The organism is Bacillus sp. JJ664, assembly GCF_036962205.1.
Taxonomy (GTDB): Bacteria; Bacillota; Bacilli; order Bacillales; family Bacillaceae_G; genus Gottfriedia.
In genome coordinates, this window is sequence record NZ_JBALMS010000007.1 from 1 (window position 1) to 13985 (window position 13985).

Sequence of the window (13985 nt, forward strand, 5' to 3'; positions counted from 1 at the left end):
GCATTAGGGGTTTTCTATATGTAGTAATATACCAAGTTTTTAATTTAGTTGGACAATTATCTGCTAATTTAGTTATTGTTGAACTAAAGGATCATTGAAAAATGTTGAGCTTGTGAATGAGATTGTATTTGAATGTAAATAAGGAATAAAATACAAAAGAAAATTGTAAACAATTTGCATCTATTCAAAACATAGACAATGCCATATTATAATGAATTGATAATTGTGAGGATGAAAAAAATGAATGATGTGATCAATATTTTAATCATTGAAGATGATGAAGATATCAATCAATTACTTTGTAATATTATTAGCAGAAACGGTTATCATCCTAAGTCAGCATACTCTGGGACTGAGGCGCAAATTTATTTAGAAAATCAAAGGTGGGATCTAATTCTACTTGATTTAATGCTACCTGGGTTGTCCGGTGAGGAATTACTGAAAAGGATAAGGAAAGAAAGTGAAATCCCTGTCATCATTATTTCTGCAAAGATTGAGACACAAACTAAAATAGATGCCCTAAGGTCTGGAGCGGATGACTATATAACAAAACCCTTTGATATTGAAGAGGTTTCTGCAAGAATTGATGCTTGCTTAAGAAGAATTAGACGTAAGTCAGATGTTCCAGTAAGCAATCAAATCAGTCATAAGAATCTTGTGATGAATATTGATTCAAAAGAAGTGACCCTTAATGGTTAGGAATTAAAATTTACAGCCCTCGAATATGAAATTCTATTTCTACTGATGTCTTCACCAAAGAAAGTCTTTACGAAAGCAAATTTATTTGAAAGTGTTTGGCATGAGGAATTCTATGGGGATGATAATACGATTAATGTTCATATGAGTAATATAAGAAGTAAGCTTTCAAAAGCAAATCCGAATGAAGAGTATATTGAAACGATTTGGGGAATGGGGTACAAACTGAAAACTTAAGGTTTTCTTAAGATTTAACTTAATACTTTCTTATGGTTTCCTTCTTATACTTATAAATAATCAAGATAAAAATAAATGAATCAGTAAATCTTCGTTCTATTTAGTCAAGGTAAGAAGAAATCAAAGGAGGAAATACTTTGAATGAGTATGTGCTAAAAACCAATCATTTGTCTAAAAAATATCAAAATAAAATGGCACTTAATAAAGTGAATTTATCAATTAAAAAGGGATCAATATATGGTTTTATCGGTCAAAATGGTGCTGGAAAGTCAACCTTAATTCGAATCATCACTGGCCTTGCATATCCAACTTCAGGGTCATTTGAATTATTTGGGGAAAGTAATGAGAGTGGACTGACTGAAGCAAGAAAAAGAGTCGGAACAATCATTGAAGGCCCAGCTTTATATCCCCACTTAAGTGCATCTGAAAATTTAGAAGCTCATAGACTTCTGAAAGGAATTCCTGGTAAAGAATGTATCAAAAAAACACTCAACTTAGTTGGTTTACAAGATACAGGTAAAAAGGAAGCGAAAAATTTCTCATTAGGAATGAAACAACGTCTTGGTCTTGCGATCGCATTACTAGGTGATCCTGAATTTTTAATATTAGACGAACCGATTAATGGACTAGACCCAATGGGTGTAGTAGAAATTCGCGAGTTATTAAAAAAGCTAAACCAAGAGTATGGAATTACCATATTAATTTCGAGTCATATTTTAAGTGAACTGCATTTATTAGCAACTCACTATGGCATTATACATGAGGGTGAACTATTAGAAGAGTTATCCACTAGTGAATTAAATGAAAAATGTAAACACTTTTTGCATATTAAAGTTGATAATCCAAATAAAGCAGCAACAGTTATTGAGGGGAACTTGTCTACACGAAATTATGAAGTATTACCAGATGGTTCGATTAAGTTATTTGATTATGTAGATCAAGCGCGAGATGTTTCAAAAACTCTAACAGGAGAAGGCTTAATTATTGAAGAATTTATGCCGATGGGTGAAGATTTGGAAGCTTATTTTACGTCTCGAATTGGGAGTGTAAATCGTGGGTAATCTGATGAAAACTGAATGGTACAAATTAAAAAAAGATCGTTCGTTTCTGACATTATCATTAATATTAATCAGTTTCTCTGTACTCTATCCATTAACGATGCAATCAAACGAAGCGGTTTCTAAATTAAGTTTAAATGAATTCTTTTTATACCAAGTTTTAAGTATTAACAGTGATATCGTTAAGCTTATACCATGTATTTTTGCTGGATTCTTCATTACGAGTGAATATTCAAATGGTACGATGAAAAGTATCGTTTCATCAGGAAATAGTAGATTACGAATCTATTTTGCTAAATTAATCATGTTTTCAATTGGTAGCATCTTTATTATGTTAATTTTACCAATCTTTATGACTACATCAGTTAATATCTTTTTTGATTTTAATGGAGCAACGGACTGGATATTCATATTGAAAGCATTTGGTGTAGTTTCGCTCTATGCAGCTGCATTTGCTTCCATTATGGCAATTATCGCAACGATTTTTACGGACAGTGGAAAAACAATCGGATTGCTTATTATGTTTTTTGCTTTAGTAAATTCTATTTTAGATTTTATTAGTTCTAAAATAACTAGCTTAAAAACGATTATTGATCATACAGTTTTTATGCTATATCCGAAAATATTTAAGCTCGATCAATTAGATCATACTGAATTCACCACACTAATTCTTATACCTATTTTAACTTATATTGTTTTAGGTATTTTGGGAAGTTTCATTTTTAGGAAAAAAGAAATCAAGTAAGAAAGGAAGCGGGTGAGGTGAATGATATATGTAACGATTTTCGTTATGCTTGTATTACTGATTGTTCTCACCCGTTATTTTCTACTAAAAAAGGAAATTAAACGAACTAGGAAACAATTAAAAGAGATCAACCAAAATAGGGTTGAAAAAAAGATAGACCTAAACTATTTTGAAAATGAAATTGAAATGCTTGCTGTAGAAATAAATCATCAAATTGATCTAACGAAAAGAGCACAAGCTGAGAAACGTTTATCTGAAAATGAATTAAAGCAAGCAATATCCTACATTTCACACGATATAAGAACTCCAATGACTTCTATATTAGGTTATATACAGTTTCTAGAGTCTGATGAATTGCCAACAGAAATGAGAAAAGAATATACGAATATCGTTAAACATAGTGCGCTAAGATTAAAAGTTTTACTTGAAGATTTTTTTGAACTCTCAATTATTGATCAATTAGAATATCCAATAAAAATTGAGAAAGTTAAATTAAATAATGTAATTTCTGAAGTTTTATTAGCTTTTTACGAGGAGTTTAATAAAAAGAAAATAGAGCCTGTGATCATCATTCCTGAAAATGAAATACATATTTTGGCAGACCCTTCTGCCATCAAGCGCGTTGTTGAAAACCTATTGTTGAATGCCATTAGACACTACAACGGAAATGTGAAAATTCAACTAGAAAAGTGCGACCATTCTGTTCAATTTTCAATTTCCAATTCAGTTAATCAGTTAAGTCAGCATGATTTAAATCATATGTTTGACCGATTTTATAAAGCTGACCAAACAAGAACCGGAAAAGGTACAGGACTAGGCTTGCCGATTGCAAAAAGCCTAATGGAAAAAATGAACGGCAGCATTACGGCCGAGTTAATAGAAAACGAATTATGTATGAAGTGTGAATGGAGATATTAATAGAAACTGAATTGAACACTATTTTTGTAAAAGAGCTACTTCATATGAAGAAAGCTCTTTTTTGTTTACTTACTGAAATCCCATCTCCATCACACCTGGACGTTAAAACTGCATCATTTTACTTTATAGGTACTCATCTATATTAATAGTAACCGAGATTTCTTTTACCCAATCCATAACTCATCTGTGACATATCTTAATATAAAACCAAAACATAAGGATGTGCACGAAATGAATCGTTCTTATAATCGTAATCCACAACAATTAAAATATGAAATTGAATACAGAACGCAATTTATTTTTACCGCAAATGATCAAACCCTTTCTAATATCTTAAATGATATTGCCAAACACTCTGTAAACCTTTTGGCCCTAACTACAACAAAAAATCGCGACAAAAAAAACTTTGTCAGAATCGTACCAGGCACTACAGAAACTGAGGCCAATAAAGACCTAAATGTAGTAAGAAAAACACTTAATTCATTTAATGTTTCATTTAAAGAAGAAACAATCATTGCGCTATTCAATATTCCACCAGGAGTTCCAGGGGTATTTAACCAACTTTACGGCAGCCTATGGTGTAAAGTACAAGTCAAATCAATGTACCTAGGAGAAAACGACATTGTATTTTTAAATGTATCCAATATAAAAAAAGCAACAGAAATATTGTCTCAAGAAAACTTAAAGAGATGTGAAAATGATTGTTAAAATTTCTTTTCTTTAAATGCACTAATCAAGAAAGTATTATAAGAAGTTGATTGAAGCGGAAGGGTGCTCGACTCCTATGGGAGTAGTGGGAAAGTTGAGACCCCACAGGCATAAGCCGTGGAGGCTCAGCTTACACACCACGTAAAACCACCTGAAGTGTAAAACAACATACTTCTTTACAAAAATGAAAAGAAGCTAATTTGTTAAAATTTTTTTTCTTTAAATGTACTAATCAAGAAAGTACTATAAGAAGTTGATTAAAGTGGAAGGATGCTCGACTCCTATGGGAGTAGCGGGAAAGTTGAGACCCCACAGGAGGCCCACAGGAAGTGGGTCATGCATGCGTTACGACAGGACGTCGTGGTTTTAGCATGCCTTCCTATTTTTTCAGGAGGCTCAACTCACGCCCCATGGAAAGCGAGCATCATGGAACGGAAATCAACCTACTTCTTTCACCAGACAAAAAGCTCTTCCACCAAAAGAGTCTTTTTTATTGAATAGTTAACAAGAACTTCAGATTGTTGTTACTTAGTTGTGACAAAAGTACAGTATATTACTTTTAGAATAAGAAATTAGTAGCATACATCAAAAGAATAAACTACACGTAAAACAACAAGACAAACTTTAAAATCGCTATTTTTTTCTTATCTATCTTTCAAATGAGGGATTCTTATCAAACAAGTTATCCTATGAACATTACTTCAAGAATTGCCAATTGATTCATCAACAAGAAAGCAAAAACAAAAGCTTGGATAAAACACGCACCGATGTATGAGTCTCTCGCATTTGAAAGAATAATAGTATAAACAATTTGGAGGTTTAATATGAAGAAAAGAGTCATCGTTCCATTTATGTTTGCAATGTCATTAGGGATTTCAGCAGTTCATGCTGATGAAGTGAAACCATCTACAAATGTATCAGTAGCAGCAAAACAAAAACAAACAAAAGTACAAAAGCCTCAACAATTGAAAGACCTACAAGCAGAAATTAAGAGTTTAAGAGAACAAAAAGCTCAATTAAATACTCAAATAAAATCTGCTTATCATTTAAAAATAGAATCTCTTAAAAAAGAAGCAAAATTAATTCAATCTGCAAAAGATAAAACAAAAGCAGAAAAGAAGGTTGCGTTAAACGACATTAAATCTAAATTAACTACCCTTAAAAATGAACATAAAGCATATTCTACTGAAGTAAAAAAACTTTGGGAAGATCGAAAAAGCAATTGGGAAACATTTAAGGGAAAATTAAAAGAGAAAGATTATGATGTATCTGTTAATTCGCTTCAAGCAATTAAGACGAATTTAGTGAAAGCAATCGAATTAAAGAAAGAGTTTTTAGCAAAGATTACAAACTAATATCGCCCCCATTTTTTTATTATATAAGAAAGGGTTAGCCACTAGGCTAACCCTTTCAAGCTGTCCACTAAACACTCGCTTTCTTCATTGCATCGCCTGCTTCCGGTGCTCATTACCGTTTAAGTTAACTCCGCTCCTTATCAGGCTTCACGTCTCGAATGTATAAAAGTTTTCATTCAGTTTGAAGTATATAAATGATGGAACTTTTTTAAAATAAAAAAAGGATTAGCCAACTAGGCTAACCCTCTTAACTGAACTTATTTAGAAAAAGTCTTCTCGATATCATCTAACATTAAGTAAGCAGCTTTGATACCACCAGCAGTGTTCCAAATTACATCGCTAACTTTGATTACATGATCATTTTTAGAAGCTTTTAATTTTTTGAATAAAGGATCTTCTGTAAATTCTTTTTCGAATTTAGCACCTGATTCAGTACCATTATCATAAGTAAAGTAGAAAATATAATCTCCATCCATTGCTGGAATTCTTTCTTTCGTAACACCTTGCTCAGCAAAGTCGTTTACATTTTGTGATTCTGGACGTTTAAAACCTAATTGATTCAGAACAACACCTGAGAATGTATCTAAGTGATAAATACGTACATCTGCACCCATGAAACGAACCATAGAAATTTCATTGTTTACTTTATCGCCTAAAGTAGTTTTAACTTCTTCAACACGTTTAGCATAATCATCTAAGATTTTTTTGCCTTCTGCTTCTTTATTTAATACTTTTGCATAGAATTTAAAGTTTTCTTGCCAATCTCCACGAAGAGTTTCAGCCATTACAGTTGGAGCGATCGCATTTAATTGCTCATAAACTTTTTCTTGACGCATTTTGTTACCAATAATTAAGTCTGGCTCTAAGCCTGCGATTGTTTCAAGACTTACTTCACTTTCTAAACCAACTACTTCTACGCCATCCATATCTTTAGAAATATGATCATACCAAGGCTTACCTGTCCAAGATTGAACTGCACCTACAGGTTTAACACCTAATGCTAATAAAGCTTCGGTTCCTTCATTTGTTAAAATAACAACTTTTTTCGGATCTGCTGGAATTTTTGTTTTGCCCATTGCATGTTCAATCGTAACTGTTTTTGCTTTGCTTTCATTTGAAGATGTTTTCTCATCTTTCTTTGAACCACATGCACCTAATACCATTACAGCTGCAATTAACAGTGCAATCATTGAAGAAAATTTGAATTTTTTCACCTTTATACTCTCCTTATAGTTGATAATCATTTTCATTTACTCGACAAATCGTATTATAGATTACTATTTTAGTGGAGTCAATAACAAATTGAAAACGCTTCTCATTGACTTGATAATTTATATCATTTAGACTAAGGAAAGAGAATAGATATAGTAGGAGATAGCGTATGCTTATTCATTTTAGGTCAAGATTAATTGTTTTAATTGCCTGTATTTTATTTTTAGTAGTTTGCTTTTTTTCTAGTATATTACTAGGTTATACAGATACTAGTTTTACAAACTTAATTCATACGTTTACCAATTTTAATGGATCGAATGAACAATTGATTATACAAAATGTTAGAATACCAAGAGCAATCATTGCATCTGTAGTTGGTGCGAGTCTTGCGATTGCCGGTTTATTTATGCAGGTCTTAACAAAAAATCCTTTAGCATCTCCAAGTGTGCTTGGAATTAATGCTGGTGCATCTATGTTAATCGTGTTAAGCATTACTTTTTTTAATTTACAATCTGTATCAGCGACAATTTGGTTGTCTTTTATTGGTGCAGCATTATCATCATTATTTGTATTTGGGTTAAGCTCACTTGGAAAAGATGGCGCAACGCCTTTAAAAATTACATTAGCAGGTGTATCAATTGCTGCAATGTTTAGTTCAATAACGCAAGGGTTACTTGTTACAAATGAGGTAGCTTTAGAACAAGTATTATTTTGGTTAGCTGGGTCAGTTCAAGGGCGTTCACTAGATTCATTAGTAATGGTTCTACCATATATTATAGTAGCGTGGGTTATTTCACTTGCACTTGGTAGTAAAATAAATACTTTTATGCTAGGTGAGGACTTATCTAAAGCGTTGGGTCAGAATACTGCGATGTTGAAAATTACTTTAGTAGTTTTAGTGATCGTGCTTGCTGGTGGAGCCGTAAGTGTCGCTGGTCCAATTGGTCTAGTGGGTATAATTGTTCCACAGATTGTTAGAATGTTTGTCAAAAATGATTATCGATGGATGATTCCTTTCACTGGTGTGGTAGGGGCGATTTTATTATTATTAGCTGATATAGCTTCTCGTTATGTATTAATGCCAGAAGAAACGCCAGTTGGTATTACAACTGCTGTTATAGGAGCTCCATTCTTTATATATTTAGCAAGAAAAGGCGGTACGATTAAATGAACATGTTCAAAGTACGTAATAGATTTTTTTCATATCTACTTAATAAACGTTCATTAATCGTTTTGTTCATTACTTTTATTCTATTATTTAGTACATTTTTAATTAGTTTGACGCTTGGTGATCGATATATTTCAATTCCGAAAGTTCTTTCCGTGCTCTTTGGAGAAGGAAGAAAAATAGATGAATTATTTATTCAAGCTTTTCGTATGCCTAGAATAGTCATTGCAATGTTAGCTGGTCTTTCATTAGCAATTGCAGGGGCAATTCTTCAAGGTTTAGTAAGAAATCCTTTAGCTTCGCCAGATATTTTAGGTATTACAGGTGGAGCAGGCGCAGCAGTTGTATTATTTTTAGCGATTTTTAGTGATGATCGTACAAATCAATTAACTGTCAGTATTAAGTGGTTACCACTTGCAGCTTTTATAGGTGCAATCGTAAGTTTAATTTTTGTTTATGGATTAGCCTATAAAAATGGGGAATTAAGACCTTTACGTTTAGTTTTAGTAGGTGTAGGTTTTTCAGCGCTTGCGCAGGCCATTACTTCATTCTTTATGATTGTTGGCCCAATTTTTAGAGCATCTGAGGCAAATATGTGGTTAACAGGTAGCGTTTACGGTGCAAATTGGGAACAAGTAAAGATTTTATTACTTTGGACGATTGCATTTATTCTATTAGCTCTTTTATTTATTCGAAATTTAAATACACAGCAATTAGGTGACGATGTTTCTACTAGTTTAGGGGTGCAAGTCGAGAAAAACAGACTAATCCTATTATTTATTAGTACAGCTTTAGTAGCTGGTGCTGTTTCATTTGCAGGTGCAATTGGTTTTGTTGGTCTCATTGCACCGCATATTGCCCGCAAAATTGTAGGCGCATCTTATGGCGTTTTAATTCCTTTATCCGGCATGATCGGCGCTGTAATGGTATTAGTTGCAGATACAATTGGAAGAACCGTATTTCTACCAATTCAGATTCCAGCAGGAGTATTTACAGCTGTAATTGGTGCTCCATATTTTATTTATTTATTATTTAAAACAGGAAAAAGGTGATAGCATGACTAATGCGATTGTAACTGATAAATTAACCTTATCGTATGATGATAAAACGATTATAAATGAACTAAACTTCGAAGTTCCAAAAGGGAAGATAACAGTACTAATAGGTGCGAACGGATGTGGGAAATCTACATTGCTTCGATCACTTGCTAGATTACTTCAACCAAAAAGTGGAACAATTTTACTGGATGGAAAAGAAATCAGTAAACGTCCTTCAAAAGAAGTTGCACGTAATTTGTCTATATTACCTCAAAGTCCTGTAGCACCTGAAGGATTAACTGTTTTTCAATTAGTAAAACAAGGAAGATACCCTTATCAAACTTGGTTAAAGCAATGGTCCAAAGAAGATGAAGAAAAAGTAAACCATGCTTTAAAAGTGACCAATATGTTTGATTTAAAAGATCAGTTTGTAGATTCTCTTTCTGGAGGACAACGTCAACGTGCTTGGATTGCTATGACTTTAGCACAAGATACAGACACGATTTTACTAGATGAACCTACTACTTATCTTGATTTAACGCATCAGATTGAAATACTAGATTTATTATATGAATTAAATGAGAAAGAAAAACGCACAATTGTTATGGTTCTACATGATATTAATTTAGCATGCAGATATGCTCATAACGTAGTTGCGATCTCAAATGGTGAAGTATATGCCGAGGGTGACCCTGAGAAGATCATAAATCAGGAATTAATTTGTGATGTTTTTTGTATGAACTGTGATATCGTTAAAGATCCATTGTTTGGAACACCACTTTGTATTCCACATGGCCGAGGTCGAAAAATACTTTAAAAAGTGAATCGAAAGGTGTCCTTCATTGAATAGGGCACCTTTTGTTTAATGTAAGGGGGATTTAAGTGGTATATGATATTAAAAACATAAGTGTGGATATTCATGGAAATCAAATACTAAAAAATATTTCCTTTCAAATAAACCAAGGAGAAATATTTTGTGTGATTGGCACTTCTGGTTCAGGAAAATCAACGCTGCTACGCACTTTAAATCGACTACAAAAAATAAAGGAAGGTGAGATTTTATTAAATGGACAGTCGATCTACTCGTTCTCACCACAAAAATTACGAAAAAATGCAATGATGATCTTACAAAGCCCTTCATTACTTGAAGGATCGGTTCAAGATAATATTTTATTAGGTTTACAATTTAGTGGTGAAATTCATAAAATAGATGGCATCGTTTTAGCTTCAAATCTGTTAGATAAAGTAGGACTTGAGCCAAATCTGTTGGAACGTAATGCTTTATCACTTTCAATTGGACAACAACAAAGGGTTTCAATTGCTAGAACATTAGCGATGAAGTCAAACATATTATTATGCGATGAAATTACATCAGCATTAGATCCGCAATCAACAATACATATTCAGCAACTATTATTAGATGTAAAAAGAGAAGAGCAAAAATCGATTATATTAGTTACACATAATATGGATTTAGTTCAACAAATTGCCGATAGAGTAGGGTTGTTAATTGAAGGAAGATTAGTTGAAGTAAGTACTACAAAAGAATTCTTTGATAATCCAAGTACTGAATTTGGTAAAAACTTTCTTTCAACAATCGCTTAAAGAAGGAGTATGTTATGGAAGGTAATTTACAAATTACGGGTGTTTCACTAACTTTTTTATTAATAGTCATTGCCATCGGACTATCATATTATCAAAAGCTAGGTGTCGAAAAAGAGTTGGGTATTTCATCGGTGCGGACTGTTATTCAGTTAATGATTATGGGATATGTCCTTGAATATGTACTGAGTATAGAGCATTTTTTAGTCGTCATTTTGATTTTATTTTGCATGACGCTATTTGGAGCTTATACTTCTAGTAAAAGGTCCTTTCAAATAGAAGGAGTATTTTTCATTTCGTTTATCAGTATATTATTAGGCGTCACCATCTCCCTAGGAGTCGTTTTGGTGGCAAATAGTATTGCATTAAAGGCACAATATGTTATTCCAATTTCAAGTATGATTATTAGTACTTCGATGAATGCCAATAGCCTAGCATTAACAAGGCTTAGAGCTGAAATCATAGCAAATAGACATCAAATTGAAGCCGCACTATGTTTAGGTGCAACTACAAAACAAGCTTCAAACTCAGTTATTAAAAGCTCAATTAAAGCTGCTCTCATTCCTTCAATTGATCGTGCTAAGACGGTTGGAATTGTCACATTACCAGGTTCAATGACAGGTATGATTTTTGCAGGGATCAGCCCGCTTTATGCCATTAAATATCAATTATTAATTGAATGTATCTTAATTGGTTCAATTGCAATCAGTGTATTTTGTTCAACATTATTATCCTACAGGAAATTCTTCACGTCTGATGATGCATTGGATATACAACTATAAAAGAGAAGAGCAGGTAAAAACTGGTATATAACTAGTTTATCCTGCTCTTTTTGCATTTATTAACCGATTACTCTTAGTTGTACTTCCATATTACCTTTAGTTGCTTTTGAATATGGGCAAACGCCATGAGCTGCTTTCACTAATTCAACTGCTACTTCAGTCGGTACACCTTTCACTTTTACATCAAGTTGTGTTGCTAATTTGAACCCACCATCAACTGGATCTTTTCCAATTGTTACATTTGCAGTTACAGATGTAGATTCTAATTTCACTTTTTGTTGACGTGCAACTAAGTTTAACGCACTGTCAAAGCAAGCTGAATAACCAGCAGCAAAAAGCTGTTCAGGATTTGTTGCGCCACCAGGTCCACCTAATTCAACTGGTGGCTTAAGTGCTAAGTTAACAAATTCGTCAGATGAAATAACTCTACCATCTCGTCCTCCAGTAGCTGTTGCTGTTGCAGTATATAAATGTTCCATCATAATCTCTCCCTTTTTCTTCTATTTATTATTTATGTTCATTTACAGAATGGATTTTCTGTAATAGTGATTTCGTTTGATTTAGCAGTGATAAAAATTCTTCTTGAGTGGCATTACTTTCTTTAAAAAATTGTTCGGGAATGCAATATGCTTCTTCTTTTAATTTCATTCCATCTTCAGTTAATGAGATGAAAACTTTTCTTTCATCGATTGAATCACGTTGTCTCATGATCAATCCTGTTGACTCCATTCGTTTTAACATTGGCGTTAGTGTACCGGAATCTAAAAACAGGGAATCACCTAAATCTTTAACAGTTTGCTTGTCATTTTCCCATAATGACAACATAACTAAGTATTGCGGATAAGTAATGCCAATTTCATCAAGCATTGGACGATAAAGCTTTGTAATTTCACGTGAACATGCATAAATAGAAAAACAAAGCTGATTTTCAAGTAATAACATTTCTTCTTTTTTCATTTTCCCAACATCCTTTATATTAATTGTGCACAATTTAATATGACACAATCATAATTGATATTATTTCTTTTTGCAAGTAGTAAGTTTTATTCTTTTATTTGTATATTGTATTTTGTGTCTGAGAATGAAGAGTGTTGATTTCCACTCCAGGATGCTCGCTTTCCGTGGGGCGTGAGTTGAGCCTCTTGAAAAAATAGGAAGGCATGCTAAAACCACGACGTCCTGTCGTAACGCATGCATGACCCACTTCCTGTGGGCCTCCTGTGGGGTCTCAACTTTCCCGCTACTCCCACAGGAGTCGAGCAACCTTCCGTTCCAATCAACTTCTAAAAAAGAGTAATATTTAAATTCTGACTTAAACAACAATCTTTAATACAAAGGCTTTTTGGAAAATAACGAAAAAAACATTACAATACCAAATTTGGAACACCTTCATTTTGAATCAATATCTTAATAAAGGAAAAAAACAAGCTAGCTAATGTAGTATTCATTAACTAGCTTGTTTCTTTAATTTTTTCTTGATCTAGATATAAGTGATGTAATTTGTAGCATTGTGATTGGTAAAGAAGTTTTCTTATGATAGGCAAGAAACTTAGGTGTCCATTTATGAACGTATTTTTCTTTAAAACTTCTTAAACCTTGAAAATGATATAAAAACTGTCCATATTGATAAATTTGCGATGCTATTTTCTCACTCGTAAATGAATATTTGGATAATCCGACATTTGCTAGTGGAGTCATACCGACATTAAAATAAGTGAAATCCTTATTTTTGGACCACTCAATTAAGTTCACAAACATATAATCCATTATGCCTTTTGGAGCATCTTTCGTATGTCGCATTAAATCAATCGAAATGGTTTGATCTGTATAACTTGGCATGATTGAAGCAAATGCCACTAGCTCGTTTTCACTGTTCTTAATCAATGCAACTGGAGCTAATTGAATATAATCTTCATAAAAATAGCCAAGAGAGAACCCTTTTTCTTTACGTCCATTCAACCATTCTGTAGATAGTTTTCTTAATTGCATTAGTAATTCATCTGAAAAAGGTGGTTCTACTAATTCAAAATTATATTGTTCACGCTCAAATTTATTATAAAGTGCTCGTAGTCCTTTGTTGCGTTTACCAGAAAGATTGAATGTAGCTGTTTCAGTAAAACCTTCTTCTCCTAGTTTGAAGAAATCAAATCCATTTTCATGTAAATAAGGTAATGAGTTTGAATTGACTTGGTAGAAAACAAGGGTGTATCCAAAACGGTCAGCACAATTTAATAATTCTTCAATAGCTGGATAAACGCGGGCGGTTTCTCCGATCGGATCTCCTAAAATAACTAGCTTATCTGCATATGGTTGGAAAACAAATAAAACAGTATCTTCTTGAGCCCAATATACATATTTATCATGTAAAAATACTAAATGAGATAATTCATTTCCACCATACTTAGTCAAATGGTCTCTAATTTTGCCTTCTTCTTTTTTGGTACTGATAAATTGAAATTGCTTAATT

The 13985-nt window shown here is 32.9% G+C and carries 14 protein-coding genes and 1 pseudogene; 11 read left to right on the forward strand and 4 right to left on the reverse strand.

Features of this window, described 5'->3' with window-relative positions; genetic code table 11:
• Positions 1-240 precede the first annotated feature (240 nt).
• From V7056_RS01285 to V7056_RS01310, 6 genes and pseudogenes are all read left to right on the forward strand, one after another.
• Positions 241-933 (forward strand): annotated as a pseudogene (locus V7056_RS01285) (response regulator transcription factor).
• A 137-nt stretch (positions 934-1070) separates the two neighbouring features.
• On the forward strand, positions 1071-1994 hold the full coding sequence (locus tag V7056_RS01290) for an ABC transporter ATP-binding protein (RefSeq protein WP_499698571.1): 924 nt from the start codon (positions 1071-1073) through the stop codon (positions 1992-1994).
• Positions 1987-2736 (forward strand): ABC transporter permease, encoded by a 750-nt coding sequence (locus V7056_RS01295; RefSeq protein WP_499698573.1) that lies wholly within the window; start codon positions 1987-1989, stop codon positions 2734-2736. Before V7056_RS01290 ends, V7056_RS01295 begins: the two co-directional genes overlap by 8 nt.
• 21 nt (positions 2737-2757) lie before the next feature.
• Positions 2758-3654, forward strand: a complete 897-nt coding sequence (locus V7056_RS01300) for a sensor histidine kinase (protein WP_499698575.1) — start codon at positions 2758-2760, stop codon at positions 3652-3654.
• Between the two features lie 231 nt (positions 3655-3885).
• On the forward strand, positions 3886-4362 hold the full coding sequence (locus tag V7056_RS01305) for a hypothetical protein (protein ID WP_499698577.1): 477 nt from the start codon (positions 3886-3888) through the stop codon (positions 4360-4362).
• 824 nt (positions 4363-5186) lie between these two features.
• Positions 5187-5717, forward strand: coding sequence for a hypothetical protein (locus tag V7056_RS01310; RefSeq protein ID WP_499698578.1), 531 nt, complete (start codon positions 5187-5189; stop codon positions 5715-5717).
• Positions 5718-5974: 257 nt separating this feature from the next.
• Here the strand turns inward: V7056_RS01310 and V7056_RS01315 are convergent, their stop codons facing one another.
• The gene (locus V7056_RS01315) at positions 5975-6961 is read right to left on the reverse strand and encodes an ABC transporter substrate-binding protein (RefSeq protein ID WP_499698580.1); all 987 of its coding nucleotides are present in this window, start codon (positions 6959-6961) and stop codon (positions 5975-5977) included.
• Between the two features lie 137 nt (positions 6962-7098).
• Between V7056_RS01315 and V7056_RS01320 the strand changes: the two genes are divergently transcribed.
• From V7056_RS01320 to V7056_RS01340, 5 genes are all read left to right on the forward strand, one after another.
• A complete protein-coding gene (locus V7056_RS01320; protein WP_499698583.1) occupies positions 7099-8100 on the forward strand; it encodes a FecCD family ABC transporter permease in 1002 nt (333 codons plus the stop codon).
• The gene (locus V7056_RS01325; protein ID WP_499698585.1) at positions 8097-9149 is read left to right on the forward strand and encodes a FecCD family ABC transporter permease; all 1053 of its coding nucleotides are present in this window, start codon (positions 8097-8099) and stop codon (positions 9147-9149) included. The genes V7056_RS01320 and V7056_RS01325 overlap by 4 nt, the downstream gene beginning before the upstream one ends.
• A gap of 4 nt (positions 9150-9153) precedes the next feature.
• Positions 9154-9951 carry an ABC transporter ATP-binding protein gene (locus tag V7056_RS01330; protein WP_499698587.1) on the forward strand — a complete coding sequence of 266 codons (798 nt, stop codon included), beginning with the start codon at positions 9154-9156 and terminating at the stop codon, positions 9949-9951.
• 65 nt (positions 9952-10016) lie between these two features.
• Entirely contained in the window at positions 10017-10739 is a 723-nt protein-coding gene (locus tag V7056_RS01335; protein WP_499698588.1) for a phosphate ABC transporter ATP-binding protein, read from the forward strand.
• Positions 10740-10753: 14 nt separating this feature from the next.
• Positions 10754-11518, forward strand: a complete 765-nt coding sequence (locus V7056_RS01340) for an ABC transporter permease (protein WP_499698589.1) — start codon at positions 10754-10756, stop codon at positions 11516-11518.
• A gap of 59 nt (positions 11519-11577) precedes the next feature.
• Here V7056_RS01340 and V7056_RS01345 read toward each other — a convergent pair whose 3' ends face one another.
• The 3 genes from V7056_RS01345 to V7056_RS01355 all read right to left on the reverse strand — a co-directional run.
• Positions 11578-11997 (reverse strand): organic hydroperoxide resistance protein, encoded by a 420-nt coding sequence (locus V7056_RS01345; RefSeq protein ID WP_087999735.1) that lies wholly within the window; start codon positions 11995-11997, stop codon positions 11578-11580.
• 28 nt (positions 11998-12025) lie between these two features.
• Positions 12026-12475 (reverse strand): MarR family winged helix-turn-helix transcriptional regulator, encoded by a 450-nt coding sequence (locus tag V7056_RS01350; RefSeq protein WP_499698590.1) that lies wholly within the window; start codon positions 12473-12475, stop codon positions 12026-12028.
• 507 nt (positions 12476-12982) lie between these two features.
• Positions 12983-13985, reverse strand: a 1003-nt coding sequence (locus V7056_RS01355) for a phosphatidylglycerol lysyltransferase domain-containing protein (protein WP_499698591.1), incomplete at its 5' end; no start/stop codon positions are given.

Coding starts and splice junctions, on each gene's coding strand:
- V7056_RS01300 (WP_499698575.1), top strand. CDS start 2,758: ATGATATATGTAACGATTTTCGTTATGCTTGTATTACTGATTGTTCTC.
- V7056_RS01305 (WP_499698577.1), top strand. CDS start 3,886: ATGAATCGTTCTTATAATCGTAATCCACAACAATTAAAATATGAAATT.
- V7056_RS01310 (WP_499698578.1), top strand. CDS start 5,187: ATGAAGAAAAGAGTCATCGTTCCATTTATGTTTGCAATGTCATTAGGG.
- V7056_RS01315 (WP_499698580.1), bottom strand. CDS start 6,961: ATGATTATCAACTATAAGGAGAGTATAAAGGTGAAAAAATTCAAATTT.
- V7056_RS01320 (WP_499698583.1), top strand. CDS start 7,099: ATGCTTATTCATTTTAGGTCAAGATTAATTGTTTTAATTGCCTGTATT.
- V7056_RS01325 (WP_499698585.1), top strand. CDS start 8,097: ATGAACATGTTCAAAGTACGTAATAGATTTTTTTCATATCTACTTAAT.
- V7056_RS01330 (WP_499698587.1), top strand. CDS start 9,154: ATGACTAATGCGATTGTAACTGATAAATTAACCTTATCGTATGATGAT.
- V7056_RS01340 (WP_499698589.1), top strand. CDS start 10,754: ATGGAAGGTAATTTACAAATTACGGGTGTTTCACTAACTTTTTTATTA.
- V7056_RS01345 (WP_087999735.1), bottom strand. CDS start 11,997: ATGGAACATTTATATACTGCAACAGCAACAGCTACTGGAGGACGAGAT.
- V7056_RS01350 (WP_499698590.1), bottom strand. CDS start 12,475: ATGAAAAAAGAAGAAATGTTATTACTTGAAAATCAGCTTTGTTTTTCT.